Below are 17,228 nucleotides of genomic sequence, written 5' to 3'. Positions count from 1 at the left end.
CTTCATTCCTCCTCGTCAAAATCGACCATTGTCGCCTGAGCCTCACTCCGCTCACAATCCCGTACACCTGCACAGAATGCAAGTGCCCCGCGCACCTGCGCAGTATGTTCAGGCCCCCCGTCATAGATATAGAGCGAAGTATCTATAAGTGCAGGAGGAATCTCCACGCGCTCCATGAATACGATAACGAGACTCCTGTCCTCCGCATAGGCTTCGTGATAAAAATTCAGCAAAATCTCACGCTCGTCTGCGTCCATTGCGTGTGGCTGCACGAAAAGGCCAATCGCCGGAAATGCAAGCAGATCGCTGAATTCCTCCGCTTCATACAGATGATACCCAAAGTCTGTCACGAATGTCCTGCGCACCCACTCCATCTCCTCCGGTGTCAGTCCGTAGGTGTAGATGTTGCTCCAAAGATTCATACGTTCCCCTCATACATGCTTGCCATCCGCCGCAGGTTCTCACGAACTGTTGTACGCAGACTCTGCGGCTCTAAAATCTCAACATACAGGCAGCGATGCAGTGCCCAGTACTGCATCGCTGCCTCATTACACGAAAGCGTAACAATCATCTGATCGTCCTCCTCCTGCATGATGCGGAAGTCTTTGCCAAACCAGTCAACGAGCGCATCCATCATATAGGGAAATGTCCGCATCTTCACGGTGACACTCTCGCCGCCGAACATATAGATATGCTCTGCCATGTGGCGCGGGAGGCTGAATCCACGGGCGAACTCACGCACAGCACTCTTCGGCTTTGCCGCATCTGGCAGCATCTCAATCGCCGTGATGCGGTCAATGCGGTAGTGCGATACGTCATCGCATTTATCGTAGTTACCGATGAGATAGTACCAACCGTTGTTCGCAACAAGTTGATAAGGATTGACGATGTACGGAACACTGCTCTTCGGATGCAGCTTGAAGTCTGTCCCATAGGTGTTGTAGGTGAACCGCACCTTGCGTTTTTCCTCGATGGCATCGTTGAGCACGTCGAGGGCGATCATTACCTGCTTGTTGTCCGCATGTGCGAGTTCGGGCAGATTCGAGATGTGCGCCACCTTCGCATGAAAGTAGCGATTGCCAAATGACCGCAGCTTTTCAACGAGCCGCCTTGCCTGCGCCGTAGAGAGCGTCCGCGAAAACAGAACACTGTCGATCAGCATGCGCAGCTCGGCATCGTCGAAGTCCCGCTCCACAAGCCAGCAGCCGCCATGCGTTGCTATGTCGTAGCCCATGTCCTGCAGGGACTGAATGTTGCTGCGCACCGAACGACGATCACAGGTAATCCCGTACTGCAGATGCAGCAGACGGATGATCTCGCCCTGTGTCAGCCGATGGTCTGCATCCGAGTGCTCCTGCAGCACCTTTAGAATCAGCAGATTCAACATTTTCTTGTTTGCACCGTACATCACGCTATCTCCCTCTCGTCTTGATTACACAGAGAGTATAGCACAGGTGATATACATTTTTTTGCACATTTCTCCATGCGCATATAAGTAAATGGAGAAATAATCCATCGACCTCAATCTCAACTCCACGATATGGCGCTGCATATTTTCTCGTGTACCCCTCAACAGCAGCACTTTCAGTCTATAAGATTCGGACACCCCGTCATGCAATATGGTCGCTTCGGTTTTCTCGGTATCGCTTCACCTCCATCAAAAAAGCCCTCACGGAAAATTACTTCTCCGCGAAGGCTGATTCCATATCCAATTCTTGCTAAGAAATCGCTGATAAATTGAAAATAATCTTTTACAACAGCGTCAGCAGCCCCCGATGCACCTCATCCCCGACGCGCGTCTCCGTGACGCGGCAGTCAATGTCATAGAACCGACGAAGGTTCTCCTCGCTGAGCAGGGCTTCTGTCGGTCCAAAGAGCTGCTCCCCGCGCCGCATGAGCAGGCTCTTGTCCGAGATCTTGAGCGCGTTCTCGGGCGAATGCGTGTTCATGACAATGGTCATGTTCTGCTCTAGTGACAGCTTCTTCAGCAGGCGCAGGACAATCATCTGGTTATGAAAGTCCAGATGTGCCTCCGGCTCGTCGAGGATCATCAACTTCGGCTCGACCTCGAGCGCACGGGCGATATAGACCATCTGCAACTGTCCACCGCTTAGCTCGGTCGCGGCACGCTCCGCGAGCGGCAGGACTCCGACCAGATCGAGCAGCTCCGCAACGCGTACACGGTCTGCCGCCGCAGGTGTCCGAAAGAGTCCGATGCGCCGCGCACGCCCCATCATAACCATCTCAAAGACAGTGTAGGGGAAAGCGGGCGCATGGCTCTGCGGCACATAGCCGATCACATCGCTGACCGCAGCAGGGTCGGGTCGCTGCCCATCCACCAGACACTCCCCGCGCGTCCACGGCAGAATGCCGAGCAGACAGCGCAGGAACGTCGTCTTGCCGATGCCATTGCGCCCGAGAATGGTGAGAACCTCCCCCGCCGCGAGGGAGAAGGAGAGATCGGAGAACAGTTCATTTCTGCCGTCGTAGGAAAAGGCGGCATTCTTCACCGTAATCATGACCAATCCCCCTGTTTCTCCCGCGTGCGCTTCAGCAGGAAGGCAAAGAATGGTGCGCCAAGGAGTGCCGTGAGAATGCCGATCGGCAGCTCTGCCGCAAGGAGACTCCGCGCACAGATATCGACGAGCGCGAGGAAGATCGCCCCCGTAAAGCATGCAGCGGGCAGAAGCCGCGCATGATCGACACCGACCATGCGGCGGCATATGTGCGGGATGACGAGCCCGACCCATCCGACGATGCCACAGGCCGTCACCGAGAGTGCCGTGAGGATCGTCGCCGCGACGATGGCAATGTTGCGGATGCGCGCAGGATTCACCCCGAGGCTGCGTGCCTCCTCCTCGCCGAGCGAAAGGATGTTGATGCGCCAACGGATCGCAATCAGGAGCACCCCTGCGGCAATCATCGGCAGCCCGATGATCTGGATTTTATCAAAGTCCGCCTTGCCAAGGCTGCCCATGAGCCAATAAGTAATGGCGGGGAGCTTGTCATAAGGATCCGCGACATATTTCACGAGCGAAATGAGCGCGGAGAAGATCGACGAGATGATGATGCCCGAGAGCACGAGCGACATCATCGAGACAGAGCCACGGCTGCGCGAGAAATAGTACGCAAGTCCGACACTCGCCATGCCGCAGGCAAAGGCGATGACCGAAGTCCCCGTGCCTGTCCCCCAGAGGAGGATGCCCAGTACGGCACCGAACCCTGCACCGCTTGAGACGCCGAGCACATCGGGGCTGACGAGCGGATTGCGGAAAATGCCCTGGTAGACTGCCCCCGAGAGTGAAAGCCCCGCGCCAACGAGCATGGCAAGGATCGTCCGCGGCAGGCGCAGCTCCAGAACGACAGTCGATGCCATATCCGTACCCGCATTGCCTCCGGCCGCACGCATGAGAATGTCACAGACAGCCACCGGCTCGATCGCAAAGCGTCCTGCTGCAAGCGAAAGGAAGAACACAGCGATGAGCAGCACCGTCATGATCGTCCAGAGAGCTGCATTGCTTTGTTTCATAGGGCGGCTCACTCGTGCAGAATCATCTTGAGATCGGCATCTGTCAGCGTGTATGAGAGGAATTTTTCATAGAAGCCGCGCAGATCGTCTGTCAGACGGTAGTCATTAAAAACATCCGGATGCAGTTTCTGCGCGATCCACTTGATCATCAGCGGTGTCTCGACACAGGGTGCATCCCAGCGGTACAGACCAATCGGAGCCTTGTAGACACGCCCCTCGCGCACCGCCTTGATGTTCTTCCAATTCTGTCCCTCAAGTTTATCCTCGAAGAGATCGGCAGGCTGAATCGGGTCAAAATTGCTGAGGATGATAACATCGGGATCCCACGCAGCGATCTGCTCCATTGTGACCGGCGTCCACTGTCCCTGCACATCCTTTGCGACGTTCACACCGCCCGCCGTCTCAATCATCATCGTGTTGACGGTTCCACCCGCCGCAACCTTGAGATCACGATCGCGCAGATAGAGCACCTTCGGCTTTTCTTTGCCTTCGAGCGCCGCCTTTTTCGTCTCAAAATACGCCATGATGTCTTGCTGAAAGCCCACTAGCTCCTCGGCACGCTTCTCCTTGCCGAACACCTGCCCGATGACGCGGATGCCCTGCTGGACGTCCTCCAATGTACCGTACTTCAGTGCAATCGTGGGGACCTTCAGCTTCTCGAGCTGCGCAATCTCATCCTCCTGATAGTTCCAGACGATGATGGCGCTCGGGTTCAGCTTGCCGAGTTCCTCCATGTGGATGGAGAAGTCCTGCCCGACAAAGTCTGTTGCGGCATTCGCCATCCCCGGCGCAAGCACCTTGAGCATGGACTTCTCATACGACGCCTTCGCCGACGGGTGCATGCCCGCAATGCGGTCGGCCGAACCGTCTACCGCAAAGGCAACAGATGCCCACGGAATCGGCACAACGGCGATGCTCTTAACCTCTTCCGGCAAATGCACCTCGCGTCCGGCCGTGTCCGTCACGACCCGCTCCGCCTTGGGCGCGGACGTTTGCTGTGATCCGCATCCTGCGAGCACAGCGCATATAAGCAACAGTCCCGCAAGGAGATCGAATGAAAAACGATGTGTCATCATGTCCTCCTATTTCTTCTAAAAATCCCCATGAAACGATCAATTGACGGAAAGATTATCATAGTCTACGATTAAGTACAATCGAATAGATTCAAAGCAATACTTCAATATTTTTGAACTATCAACATTTCAGAAATGCGTCCAACGCCGCAGCGAAGTCTGTGCCAAGCACGCCGCTCCCCTCTCCTGCGGCATCTCTGCCCGAGAGCAGCCCCGACGGCAGAGGAACAATGCGCTTCTCCCCCATCGCAGGCGGCAGCGCAGGATCAGCAACGACAGCATCCGCCGCATCCCATGCGGGCTGCAGCTCCGCAGCCGTACGAAAGACGAGCACGTCGGTCTCAGCTGCCTGTCGATACAGTGCCGCCGTCTCCTCGTCCCACGCATAGGCTGCACAGCGGATATTGCGAAATCCATGTGCACGAAGCAAGCGATCAATGGCTGCGGCCGCAATCGGGTCGGCGATGACGAGGATCTTATCCGAACGCGGATCTCCTGCTGTCTGCTCCACAGATGCCCCCTCTATGGGCAAGCCAAGTACCGAAGCGATCTCAGCCCGCCATGCAGTCTGCCCCGCGGTCCCGAGCGGCAGGCTGCGGACAACGGGCACATCATATTCCCTGTGCAGCCATTCTGCCGCCGACACACCGGCAGCAGATACCAACCAGACCAATGAGGGGCGTTCGGTCAGTGCGTCGCGCCCTGCAGTGCACACGTCGCAGCCGTATGCAGTGAGAAAAGCAGTCGGGGCATCCAGCTGTGCCATATCGCCGAACAGCAGCGGGCTGTACCCGAGGATGAGAACCGTCTGCCACGCCGCCCACCACCCATTGGCCGCCTCCTGCACGAGGCGAAGCAATTCCGCTGCAACACCGCACACAGCATCATGAAAACCGTCCGTCGGCGATGCACACGCACGGCAACCCTGCTCCTCCGCAGCCTGCAGAACCGGCGCAGCCTCCATCGCCATAAATGCGGGCACCGGTGAACTGAGGAGATGCACCGTACGGTACGTTCCCTCTGCTGTGAGCGCACCGATCTCTGTGGCAGCGGTCTCCTCCATGCCAAAGATATAGTCCTCCGCCTGTGGGATGAGCGCATAGACATCGCTGCGCTCCGGCATGAGATCCATGCGTGCAAGCGCATTCCGGCAGCCCGACGGCGTGACAAGGACATGCGCCGCGCCCTCTTCCCGCAGGAAATCCGACACGCCCGCCGTATCGCTCATCGGCGGCGGCAGCGGCGCCGATGCCGTGACCGTCCCCTCCTCCGGCGGCAGCGCGGCGAGGAGCTCTTCTGCAGTCTCGTGCCGGATGCTGTCCGCCTTTGCCAGCGGCCCACGAAAGAAACAGCGCACGATGCAGCCCGTCTCCGCAGAGAGCGTACACTCGATATCTGCAAAACCCAGGCGTGTGAGGATGTCGAGACAGGAGAGATAGATCACGACCACACGTACACCGAGCAGGCGTGCGGCATCGCGCACTGCATCTCGGATCGTTTCCTCCGCCGTTCCAAGCACGTAATCCTCTGCCCGCACAGCAGCATAACGGAACCGCCCGCATGCACCGATCTGCATTGCGCGATGGTAGATGGAGCGAAAACAGATGAGTGCCCCCGCTGCGACAACGACGAGATCACGTCGCGCCCACAGGCGGTCGAGACTCGTGTCAAAGTCCCGAATTTCCTCAGCGAGAATCGGCTGCATCGACATCCTCCTCATCGTGAAGCAATTCCTCTCCGCCCTGGTTTCCGTTCTCCTCCCCAAGGATGTCAAGGAAGAGATTCATTGCGGGGCTGCGCCATTTATTCCGATGAACCCCGTAGTATGATGTTACAGTCATCGGATCCGACTGCGCTGCAGACAGCCGGCCGAGAGCCATGCGCTCCCGCACCGCATGATCCGGCAGCAGCGCAATCCCCATATCGTTTTCAACCAGATTGATGATGGTCTGCGTGCTTCGCAGCTCAATCATATTCGTAAACGAGATCCCCCGCTGCCGCAGATAGTCGTCTGCCAGCTGCCGAATCTCACCCGGATGCGGCATCGTGATCAGCGGCATCTCGTTGATCTCCATCTCCCGCTCACGAAGGTTCGGGCACCATACAGCTGCACCAACCGAGGTATAGAAATGCACGGGGCACTCCTCAAACACCCGGAACGCAAGGTTCTCCTTGTCTCTCTCCTGAATCGTGTATGCAAGACCGACATCGATCTGCCCGTCACGGAGTGCCGCAACAACATCACGGCTCGTGAGTGAACGCAGACGCAGATCAACACGCGGTGCATGCCCATGCAGACGTTTGAGCAGGGGCGGCAGACGGAAGCAGAGCAGCGACTCCGGCGCGCCGACTGTGAGCGTCCCCTGATAGGCGGCAACACCGTATTGAAAGCTTTTGACCTTCTTCACTGCAGCAAGCACCTCGTCCACATACGGAATCAGTTCCTCTCCCGCCTTTGTCAGGATCATGCGCCGCCCGCTTTTCTCAAAAAGCGGTACGCCCGTCAGCTTTTCCAGCTGCGCGATGTGGAACGTAATCGTCGACGGCGTGTAACTGAGGAGACGCGCCGCCTTTGTAAAGCTGCCCGTGCGTACAATTGTCTTGAACGTCGTGAATATCTTTAGCTCCATCCGTATCTATCCTCATTGGCAAGTACGAAATACTCAAAAAAATGTAGAGAAGAAATCGTTCATTGTAAAATGAAATTGGACACATAAAAAGTCGAACATACAAAATCGCTCCGGCAAAACACCTTTGCCAAGACCAGTATATTCGACGCTCATTCTACCATAAAATACCGCGTATTCAAACATCTAAACGTCAATCAGCGCATACAGTCAAGCCGATGGTTCAACTCCTTTCGCCTCTCTCTTGACAATAGGCAGAAGCAGTGATATTCTTCCTCACGGAAGCCATCATCACGACAAACAGCATACTGATGAATTAGGTGTCGCAAGACTTAATAGAGAAGCCGGAAGAGCCGGCGCAGTCCCGCCACTGTGTCAGCGAGCGAATCTGCAGAAAACGTCACTGAGGAAACTTTGGAAGGCGCAGAGGAGCGATGAACTGGAGCCAGGAAGAACTGCCTGATCGACGATCACCGTCTGACCTGCGAGCGACGGGAAGGGGATCTGTGTCTTGCGCTGGATCGATCCGCATCTTTGCGGTGACCTTTCGACGGCGGTTTTATGCGCTGTGACGCTGCACGCGGCAAGGCAAGGATATTTTGCAGTCTCTTCTCTCATTTGCAGAAAGGGGCTGCTTTTATTTGCGAACGTTCAGGACGCAGAACTGCCCTCTTCCCGCCGGCCTCGGACGTATGCTCTGCAAATCTACAGCTTCCATGGGCGTCGCAGGAAATGCTTTCGGCAAAAGGGGACTGCGGCGGAGAACTCATATTTTTGATGGGGTGAACACATGAACACGAAGAGAAGAAATGCACTCATCACGATCGGCGTCGGACTCATCCTATGGTTCCTGCCGGTTCCTGACGGAGTCACAGTACTCGCCTGGCATTTGCTTGCGGTCTTTATCGCGACAGTGCTGGGCTTTATTCTGCATCCGCTGCCGATCGGCGCGGTGGCCTTCATCGCGATTTCCTTCTCCGCATGGACAGGCCTGCTAAAGACGTCCGATGCTTTGGCAGGCTACGGCAACAGCACGATCTGGCTGATCGTCTGTGCGTTCCTCTATTCCCGCGGCTTCATCAAGAGCGGACTCGGCAAACGCATCGCTTTCCGCATCATCGAGGCAATCGGCAAGAGCGCGTTGTCGCTCGGCTATGCCATCGCCCTGAGCGAGCTTGTGATCTCGCCCGCAACGCCCTCGGCCACAGCGCGCGGCGGCGGCATTCTCTATCCAATCGTGCGTTCACTCGCGGAGGCTCTAGGCTCAAAACCCGGTGAGAGCGCACGCCGCATCGGCACCTACCTCATGCAGGTCGGCTACCATACAGACGCCGTGACCTGCACGATGTTCGTGACCTCGATGGCGGGCAACCCGCTCTGCGTGGCGCTCGCCGAGAAGACGCTGGGCGTTCAGGTCACGTGGATGGGCTGGGCGAGCGCTGCAATTGTGCCGGGACTCATCGCGCTCCTGCTCGTCCCCTATGTCATGATGAAACTTTCGCCGCCCGAACTCGTGCGTATTCCCGACGCCAAGGATCTGGCACAGCGTGAGCTTTCTGAAATGGGGCCGATGAGCCTTGCGGAAAAGGGACTTTCCGTCATCTTCGTTGTCTCTCTCGCACTCTGGGCAAGCTCCGGCCTCACGAACATCGACGCGACACCCGTTGCCATGGGCGCAGTCTGCCTCATGCTGATACTCGACATCATCAACTGGCAGGACGTCATCCAGGAAAAGGGTGCATGGGACGCGATGTTCTGGATGGGCTCTTTGATGACACTCGCTTCGGCTCTCGCAAAATCGGGCATCATCACATGGATCGCCAATGGTGCGGGCGCGGCGATTTCCTCGCTCGGCTTCGGTTGGCTTATTTCCTGCCTCATCATCCTGCTCTTCTACACCTACATCCACTACGCCTTCGCCAGTGTCACGGCACGCATCAGTGCCCTCTATGCGGCATTCATCGCTGTCAGCGTCAGCGTCGGTGCACCGCCCCTTTTGGTCGCCATCATCTTCGGCATCTTCGCCGATGTGCCGATCTCCCTCACGCATTACGGCAACGGCTGCGCCCCGATCTACTTTGGCGGAGGCTATGTCTCGCAAAGCGAATGGTGGAAGAACGGCTTCATCATGACGACCATTACGACGCTGATCTACCTGACAATCGGCGCGGCATGGTGGAAAGTCTTGGGCCTTTGGTAAATAGTAAATCACTGGCAGCCCCCTACGTGGGGGCTTTTTATATACCATTCTCCCCTCCCTCGTTGCCCGTAAACAGGACGACAAACTCTTTTAGGCTCCCTGAGTCTGTCATAATATCCTCTTGTAACTGATTCTTGATATAATTCCAGAATAAGAGAATTATGACTTAGTGTAGGGGAAAATGGCTAATGATTCTTTGCAAAACTACAAGAGATCCCAAACGCTAGTACAGTGACTGGGATCTCTTGTATGATAGAGTTTTTCTTCGTTCAGACGTACGGACGGATATCCTATTTTCCTGTGATAGGTTGACCTTCATCAAATCGCTCTGCCATATGCTTGTAATGAAGTACAGCTGACTAAGCAGTATGAACTATCACAGCTGTCAGTACGAATTGCCATTTTCATAGGTTTCCTCCATATTTCCGGTTTTTGGATTGAACCCATCTATAAATAGCTCTGCACCATGTGCCAACAACAATTCTTTTTGTTCCTCGTTGTATTTTTCTCCTACAACAGACAGCTCATCATAAACCATGCTTAACGCCGATGACCGAATATGCCACTCATCCTTCGTACTGCACATAGAATCGAAATCCGTATTGTAATTAGGGTCAGCCCCTCTGCTTAGTAAAAATTCCATAATACGAGCGTCTGGAATATATACCGATTCGCATAGCGGAGTACACAGACACCCAAATCCGTATAAATTGATATCAGCCCCATGCTCGAGAAGGTAATCAACGCACTTCTGCATCTGGGAAATTTTTTGTTCCACATCGTCCATGGATTTCCTAGGATCACATTCATCCAAATAATCATCTGCGACAGCCTCAACACATTTATAGACCGGAGTCCCACCGTCTTGGTCTATCGCCAGTACATCTGCACCGGCTTCTATTGCAATCCGTATGGCATCTATGTCGAGATTATCACAGGCCTTAAATAGTGATATATCCTTCTCTGTAAAGCGATTTATCTTCTCGCCGTGTAGTAGCTCCATATCCTTGAGAGAAAGCGTCGTAAAATAATCCTTGATTTCGTCCCATCCATAAGAAATGTCCTTTCGTTTATATCTGTTCCAGCTGAGCAAATCGTGAGCTCCATAATCTTTTTTTACGTCATCTGTGTCGATGATAATGTTCAGAACAGGGGCCGGAGTCATGCTCAACGAAGGCCCATCAATAAAGGTAGAATCTGTTATTTGATATTCCGTGGAAACTGAATACCCCTCGGAAACTCTTATGATTCCAGATTCTGCAATCGACGCCATCGTTTCATACAGTGAATCAATTGCATCATTAGGTGTACCATTTTTATAGACCAGTTTATTAAAGGAACTGTTGATAGGAACCCATTTCACATCAAAGGCCGAGGAGTATTTAGATTTCATTACGCCCAATGACATAACGATTAGCTGCATGGCATAGGACAGCTTAAGTGATGTAATTTGATTCAGAATTGACGTATCAAAGGGCAATTCATCATGCGTTTGTCCATAAATCCGAATGCTTTCTTTTGGTCTGCTTATCGCCACTGGAAAATATCCGCAATTATAAGTCCGTATATCCGCATTTCGCAGACAATCGTTCACGCTATAGATATCGGAAATATTCATGCTATACATCTCCTACAACAGATAACAGCAACGAAACAGACATCGGAAAGAGACATTCAATCGACAGTAATTATACCATTTCCACTGCTTTGTGAGTAGAGCCTATTCCTCCCCTGCCAGATCGACCATTGTATTAGGCAACGGCTTGGCATCCTCCCCGCGTAGCGACTACGTATAGAAAGAGCGATACCTCTCAGTCACTGATGCGTGCCATCTTTGGGCTTGGTTTGAAGGGTATCGCTTTTTGTTGACATGCTTGTTTTTCGTGCAATACTAACAATATGAAAATTGCTTGTTCCAGCTGCCATGGGGAATTGGCCCCCGGCAGAAGCTGGAACAGGCAATTTTTCTATGCTGTTTTATACGTCACCGTATTTATCCTTGATGAGGATTTTCTGAATAACGCCATTCTGATCCGTCATGAAAACAACAAAGCGAATGCCCACCTCGCCACTTGGAAGGGAGAAAGGAAGCGCCCCAAACGGCGGCATGTAATCCTTCGCATATTTTTTTTCTGCTGCAGGACGTACCTCTAAGTTTTTAAAGATCTTCAGTACGTCAGCAATTTTCATTCCAACACGTACCCCGGATGGCATAACCAGTGCACTGTTCGTGCTCTCAATGGTCTGAACGAGTGGATTCGTTTTACCGCCAATAATGTCGTATGTGATGACAAACCCCTGCCCATAATAATCTACCAAATAGGATGGATAATTTCCTATTTTTCGTGTCTTCTCTCCATCCGGTTCGCCGTAGATACTTCGCACATACATCAGATCATTGCCGGGGGAAATCCCTGCGATTGACGCATCCTCAAGTGTCATGTCACGTGGCGCAGCTAGCGCGCTGCTCATGAGGAGCAGCATCAGTGCCACTGTGAAACAAAAGATATTCCGATACATGAAAATCCCTCCTGTTTATTTTCCCTGTTCAGTGTCCGCCTTTTCCTCGCTCCTCCTGTGGGAAGAACTTCGCATAAGCACGTAGGGTCTCCTCGACCTTCGATCGACCAACATACGGTGCATAGTCCGCCTCAATATCTGTCTTCTCGCGGCTCGTCAGGTCTCGCGCGAACTCCTCACGAAAGAGATCGGACGGATCGCGAAATGGCGTTTTCTCCTTGTCATAGAGACATTCTCCTGCGCGGTTGTAGACACGGATGTCTTGAAAAGCGTCCTGCTCGTAGAGCGTATGCAGGTTGTCGACGAGAGAGCGAACAACACGGTCATGATGTTCCCTTGGTGTCATGCGCGGAGTAAGCCCTGCCTCCTCCATCAGTCGATAGCGTTTCAGTGTACTGAGATATGATTTTTCGGGACGCACGAGAATCACATTTAGAGAGACATCATATCCACGTGCGGCAAGAAGATCATGCGTCCGTAGCGGCACCTCGGTCGTCCACAGTGTCCCTTCAATGATAAGATGATACCGCGACAGGCTCAGATCGTCGATCAGAGACTCCGTCATCTTCCCCGCGAACTGTTGTGTATGGAGGACAGCATCATCACCGTACTGTGCTTGCAGCTCAATGAAACGAGGGTGATACCTGCGGTAATCATCGCTCGAAATAAAGATGATATTTCCACCATGTGCTCGTGCACAGATATCTGCCAGTTTCGTTTTCCCTGCTCCAGGCTGTCCTGCAAGCAAATAGGCACGCGGATGCGTATCAGGTGCTGCACTGACCAAAAGATCGTCTTTGATGCGTTCTTTTTGTTCATTAAGTTCCTGCGGAGTGTAGTTATCCTGCATGATTGGTCTCCAGTTCCCGTATATAGGTGCGGGCATTTTCAAAGGTCTGCCGGAGTCTTTGTATATCCTCCATGGTATTGTATGAATCTCCAAGAATATTATGCAGCGTCACTCGTAGATTCTGTTGAACGAGGGAAATCGGCTGAACGGTATCATACCGATCAATGCCCATACGTTCTTTGATTCGATTCACATCGGCAAGCAGCTCTGCTATACCTTCATGCAAAATTTCTTTCGCTTCAATTACTTCGTACGGAATCATAGCATCGCCTCCTCTCTTTCATGATACCACAATGGTGCAGTGTTGACCATAGCGATCTTCCCTGTACCGCACTTGCCTGTGGGATAGATGCACCTCACTTCCTGTATCACATGATTGTTGGCGATGCCCCTATTCTCATCAATTGTATGTATACCAAGTGCCGCGCATCCCTTCTACATCAAAGGGTTATTGAAATACGGCGCATTTTGGCGTATAATGCGTTGAGAATTCACCATGATGGGAATTATACCAATCCATAGGGGGATATTGTATGTCATTAATTGTAAAGAAGTTTGGCGGAAGTTCGGTGGCTACCCCGGAAAAGATCAAGAACGTAGCAAAACGCATATTGCGTGAGAAAGCCCCCGATGACCGCATTGTCATGGTGGTATCTGCCATGGGCGATACGACAGATGATCTCATCGCGCTAGCTGGCGAAGTGGTGGAAAGCCCCTATCAGTACACCCGCGAGATGGATATGCTCATGACGACGGGCGAGCAGGTCTCGATCGCACTGCTCGCGATGGCATTCCGTGCTCTGGGACAGCCCGCCATATCTCTCACCGGTGGCATGGCAGGAATGCGCACAGATCATGCGCATACCAAGGGGCGTATTCTCGGAATCGAGCCAAAACGTGTGCACGAGGAGCTTAAAAAGGGCAACATCGTCGTTATCGCCGGATTTCAGGGCACAGATGCCGACGGCAACCCTGTGACACTTGGACGCGGCGGGTCGGATACCTCTGCTGTGGCAATCGCGGGTGCAATCGGTGCGGATGCCTGTGAGATCTACACGGACGTTGACGGCATCTACTCCGCTGACCCGCGCATCGTCAAGGGCGCACGCCGTATGAAGGAAATCACCTACAACGAGATGCTCGAGATGGCGCGTCTCGGCGCGGGCGTCATGCAGCCGCGCTCGGTGGAGATGGGACAGCTCTACGGCATCCCCATCCACGTTCGTTCGACCTTTACTGCAGAACCCGGAACCATCATTAGGGAGGAATATACAGTGGAAGAAAAGTCCTTTATCATTCGCGGTGTCGCACACGATGAGCACGTCGCTAAGATCACAGTGCTCGGTGTCTCCAACGTCCCGGGCGTTGCCTACAAGATATTCTCTGCCCTCGCCGATGCGAACATCGACGTGGATATGATCGTGCAGAGCCTCCGCAGTGCCGACTCCAATGTAACCGATATGGTGTTCACTGTTGCATCCATTGACGCCGAGGAAGCGCGCCGCGTTGTCGAAGGGATTTCGGCAGACATTCACGCATCTGGTGTATCCATTGACAATGATGTCGCGAAGATCTCCATTGTCGGAGCCGGTATGCTCGGCAATCCCGGTATTGCCTCCCGCATGTTCGGGGCACTCTCCAATGCAGGCATCAACCTCGAGATTATCAGCACCTCCGAGATCAGCATCTCCTGCCTCATCAAGGGCGGCAGCATCAAGGACGCTGTCAACCGCATCCACGACGAGTTCTTCCCGAACGAGGCATAAGAATACGTGTATACACCTGTGCGGCTTGTGGACATAAGGAGAGTCGCGCGCTATCATCATATTACGCTACGACGGCACGGATCAACGACGCCCTACCCCTGCGGAGGACACGATGATCCGTGCTTTCCATCGAAAAGGAGAGCATATAACATGGCAATTCAAATGGCAGCATCACACGCGGCATCGCGCCGCCTGAAGGACGCGATCTTCGACGCCAATGCGGCATGCCGCGCCGCAATCGCAGAGCACGGTGAGGAGCGCGTTGTCAACGCGACAATCGGTGCCGTCATGGACGACAGCGGTAAACTGGCACACCTGCCGACGGTCGAGCGCGTCTTCCGCTCCCTCCCCATCGAGGACTATATCGCCTATGCGCCGATCTCTGGACTTCCGGAGTATCTCGAGGCAGCGATTGATATTACATTCGCCGGCAAGCGTCCTGCGGGCTATCTCGCCGCTGTCGCAACGGCAGGTGGAACGGGAGCTCTGCGCACCGCCGTCGACGACTACGTCGAGCGAGGCGATCAGGTGCTCACCTCGGACTGGTTCTGGGGAACGTACAACATCATCTGTCAGGAACTTGGCTCCTCCGTCACGACCTTCACGCTGTTCGACGAAGCCAACAACTTCAATCATAAGGCGTTTTCAGAGGCCGTCGATGCTCTTTGCAAAAAACAGGACAGCCTGCTCGTCATCCTCAACACACCTGCGCATAACCCGACGGGCTACAGTCTTTCTGCGGAGGACTGGGATCACGTTCTGGACACGGTCAAGGCACAGGCAAAGACCGGAAAGAAGATACAGCTCCTCGTCGATATCGCCTACATCGACTTTGCAGGCGAAAAGTATGCGACGCGTGCCTTCATGCAGAAGTTTGCAGGACTCCCCGAAAACATCCTGACACTCTTTGCGTTCTCCATGTCCAAGGCGTATACATTCTACGGACAGCGCTGCGGCGCACTCATTGCTCTTTCTGCAAGCAAGATGGTCATCGATGAGTTCAGCGAGATCAGCAAGTATACTGCACGCGCAACGTGGTCGAACATCAACCGCGGTGCGATGACGCTTCTGACGCGCATTCAGCAGGACAGCGCAGCGTATGCCGCCTATGAAAGTGAACGCGACGCACTATACCGCCTTGTACAGGAGCGCGGCGACATCTTCATGCAGGAGGCTGCGGCGTGTGGTCTGCCCGCCCTCCCCTATAAGGGCGGCTTCTTCCTCGCCATTCCTTCGAGCGATCCACAGGCGGTCTGCGACGCTCTCCACGAGGATCTCATCTTCGCTGTTCCACTGAAAATGGGCGTGCGTATTGCGGCATGCTCTGTGCCGAAATCGAAAATGCACGGGGTTGCAGAAAAAGTAAAGCATGCTATGCGTAAGTTGTAAAATAAATTGACGCAAAAAGTTCCATTTTGCAAACGGTTCAGTTAAACTTTTAGTCACAACACAAAAAGAAACTGAAAGTGAGACTGCAAAATGGAACAGAATCATTGTACTACAAAAACAGGGAAATGGAAACAGCTGACGGAGCGGGATCGGTACAAAATCGAAGCCCTAAATTGCAATATCAAATCGGACAGTAGAGCATAACAGAATCAAAAATTATGGGTGAAGATTTTTTAGCGCGGCATCGAAGCGCTCTTGTGGCGTCTCATAACCTAGAATTTTACGTGGCAGTGAATTGATCCAATCCTCTACGCGCTGCACTTCTTCCTCGCTCAAGTTCGTCATATCCATGCCCTTCGGAATGAAATACCGAACGAGGGCATTCTGCTTCTCGTTCGTTCCACGTTCCCAAGGTGCGTAAGGATGAGCATAGTATACCTTCGCCTCTGGAACAGCTTCTTGCAGACGAGCGCACTCGCTCCCATTGTCGCAGGTGATCGTACGAAATACCTGTGAAAATTGTGCCCCATAGAGCTCTCTTAGTTTGGCAATCCCCTCGGCAACTGCCTCTGCGGTCTTTGCACGAATCTTTATAAGGTGTCTCTTTCGCTTCTTACGTTCATCTGCGGCAAGCAGAACAGGATCCGTTCCCTTTTTCCCGACGATGGTGTCAAGTTCCCAATTTCCAAAGGTGGAGCGTTCGTCAACAAGAGGGTCACGGCGGTCAATACTCTCACCGAGCGTCCTGCCGTCGTCATGGTTCTTTTTCTCTTTGCGCTTACGACGGCGTACCTTCTGTCGCGGGTCGATGTTTTTGACCTTGAGCAGCCCCATCGCAATGTAGTTGTAGATGGTCTTTGTGCAGACAGACACCTCGAACAGATTCATACGCTTGGCACGCCCGCAGATTGCATCAGGAGAGTGTTTGTCTTTGAGAATGGCGTTTTCTACATACCGGATGAAGTCCTGTGCAGCGTTAAATTTGGACGGTTTTCCGGAGTTCTCACGATTGCGCTCATAGCGCATTTGACCGAACTGTGCAAAATACTGCTCATAGTACGTCCAATCGGAACGCTTCTGCGCTACCGTGCCGCGCTTTATTTCCTCGTACAAGGTGGAGCGGGCGATGCCAAGGTCTTTGGCGATTTTCACCTTGGGGACACCGAGACGCAGCATCGCTTCGATCTGCCCGCGCTGATAGGCGTTTAAGTGCTTGAATGTGCGGCGTTTTGTGGTAGAATGAGTGTGGGACATACAGAACCTCCTGGTAGTGT

Annotated in this window: 15 protein-coding genes and 1 riboswitch; of the genes, 3 read left to right on the top strand and 12 right to left on the bottom strand. The window is 53.5% G+C overall.

Annotated elements, in window-relative coordinates:
- Window positions 1–2 precede the first annotated feature (2 nt).
- The 7 genes from AXE86_RS10695 to AXE86_RS10665 all read right to left on the bottom strand — a co-directional run bounded on the left by AXE86_RS10695 (window position 3) and on the right by AXE86_RS10665 (window position 7,232).
- Window positions 3–422 (bottom strand): hypothetical protein, encoded by a 420-nt coding sequence (locus AXE86_RS10695; protein WP_009442255.1) that lies wholly within the window; start codon window positions 420–422, stop codon window positions 3–5.
- Window positions 419–1,408, bottom strand: coding sequence for a helix-turn-helix transcriptional regulator (locus tag AXE86_RS10690; RefSeq protein ID WP_061946749.1), 990 nt, complete (start codon window positions 1,406–1,408; stop codon window positions 419–421). Before AXE86_RS10690 ends, AXE86_RS10695 begins: the two co-directional genes overlap by 4 nt.
- Before the next feature lie 343 nt (window positions 1,409–1,751).
- A complete protein-coding gene (locus AXE86_RS10685) occupies window positions 1,752–2,519 on the bottom strand; it encodes an ABC transporter ATP-binding protein (RefSeq protein ID WP_061946748.1) in 768 nt (255 codons plus the stop codon).
- Window positions 2,516–3,529, bottom strand: a complete 1,014-nt coding sequence (locus AXE86_RS10680; RefSeq protein WP_061946747.1) for a FecCD family ABC transporter permease — start codon at window positions 3,527–3,529, stop codon at window positions 2,516–2,518. The genes AXE86_RS10685 and AXE86_RS10680 overlap by 4 nt, the downstream gene beginning before the upstream one ends.
- Before the next feature lie 8 nt (window positions 3,530–3,537).
- Window positions 3,538–4,605: an ABC transporter substrate-binding protein gene (locus AXE86_RS10675; RefSeq protein WP_061946746.1), complete on the bottom strand. Its 1,068-nt coding sequence runs from the start codon at window positions 4,603–4,605 to the stop codon at window positions 3,538–3,540.
- 118 nt (window positions 4,606–4,723) lie between these two features.
- The gene (locus AXE86_RS10670; protein ID WP_061946745.1) at window positions 4,724–6,313 is read right to left on the bottom strand and encodes a hypothetical protein; all 1,590 of its coding nucleotides are present in this window, start codon (window positions 6,311–6,313) and stop codon (window positions 4,724–4,726) included.
- A complete protein-coding gene (locus AXE86_RS10665) occupies window positions 6,288–7,232 on the bottom strand; it encodes a LysR family transcriptional regulator (protein ID WP_061946744.1) in 945 nt (314 codons plus the stop codon). Before AXE86_RS10665 ends, AXE86_RS10670 begins: the two co-directional genes overlap by 26 nt.
- Window positions 7,233–7,530: 298 nt before the next feature.
- Window positions 7,531–7,706: riboswitch (cobalamin riboswitch) on the top strand.
- A gap of 313 nt (window positions 7,707–8,019) precedes the next feature.
- Between AXE86_RS10665 and AXE86_RS10660 the strand changes: the two genes are divergently transcribed.
- On the top strand, window positions 8,020–9,429 hold the full coding sequence (locus AXE86_RS10660) for a DASS family sodium-coupled anion symporter (protein WP_061946743.1): 1,410 nt from the start codon (window positions 8,020–8,022) through the stop codon (window positions 9,427–9,429).
- A 385-nt stretch (window positions 9,430–9,814) separates the two neighbouring features.
- Here AXE86_RS10660 and AXE86_RS10655 read toward each other — a convergent pair whose 3' ends face one another.
- The 4 genes from AXE86_RS10655 to AXE86_RS10640 form a co-directional block, all read right to left on the bottom strand.
- The gene (locus tag AXE86_RS10655; protein ID WP_061946742.1) at window positions 9,815–11,047 is read right to left on the bottom strand and encodes an ankyrin repeat domain-containing protein; all 1,233 of its coding nucleotides are present in this window, start codon (window positions 11,045–11,047) and stop codon (window positions 9,815–9,817) included.
- A 359-nt stretch (window positions 11,048–11,406) separates the two neighbouring features.
- Complete coding sequence (locus AXE86_RS10650) at window positions 11,407–11,949, bottom strand: hypothetical protein (protein ID WP_061946741.1); 543 nt, start codon at window positions 11,947–11,949, stop codon at window positions 11,407–11,409.
- Window positions 11,950–11,977: 28 nt separating this feature from the next.
- Window positions 11,978–12,799: a zeta toxin family protein gene (locus tag AXE86_RS10645; protein WP_061946740.1), complete on the bottom strand. Its 822-nt coding sequence runs from the start codon at window positions 12,797–12,799 to the stop codon at window positions 11,978–11,980.
- Window positions 12,789–13,061, bottom strand: a complete 273-nt coding sequence (locus tag AXE86_RS10640; RefSeq protein ID WP_009442267.1) for a hypothetical protein — start codon at window positions 13,059–13,061, stop codon at window positions 12,789–12,791. Before AXE86_RS10640 ends, AXE86_RS10645 begins: the two co-directional genes overlap by 11 nt.
- Before the next feature lie 271 nt (window positions 13,062–13,332).
- On the opposite strand from AXE86_RS10640, the gene AXE86_RS10635 reads away from it, so the two are divergent.
- Both AXE86_RS10635 and AXE86_RS10630 read left to right on the top strand, forming a co-directional pair.
- Window positions 13,333–14,565, top strand: a complete 1,233-nt coding sequence (locus AXE86_RS10635) for an aspartate kinase (RefSeq protein ID WP_061946739.1) — start codon at window positions 13,333–13,335, stop codon at window positions 14,563–14,565.
- 150 nt (window positions 14,566–14,715) lie between these two features.
- The gene (locus AXE86_RS10630) at window positions 14,716–15,954 is read left to right on the top strand and encodes an aminotransferase class I/II-fold pyridoxal phosphate-dependent enzyme (protein ID WP_061946738.1); all 1,239 of its coding nucleotides are present in this window, start codon (window positions 14,716–14,718) and stop codon (window positions 15,952–15,954) included.
- A gap of 216 nt (window positions 15,955–16,170) precedes the next feature.
- Here the strand turns inward: AXE86_RS10630 and AXE86_RS10625 are convergent, their stop codons facing one another.
- Window positions 16,171–17,208, bottom strand: coding sequence for an IS30 family transposase (locus tag AXE86_RS10625; protein WP_061946737.1), 1,038 nt, complete (start codon window positions 17,206–17,208; stop codon window positions 16,171–16,173).
- Window positions 17,209–17,228 lie beyond the last annotated feature (20 nt).

This window comes from Selenomonas sp. oral taxon 136 (assembly GCF_001554015.1).
Classification (GTDB): domain Bacteria; phylum Bacillota; class Negativicutes; order Selenomonadales; family Selenomonadaceae; genus Centipeda; species Centipeda felix.
Note: the sequence above shows the minus strand (reverse complement) of the source record. Positions and strands in the feature narration are given on the sequence as shown.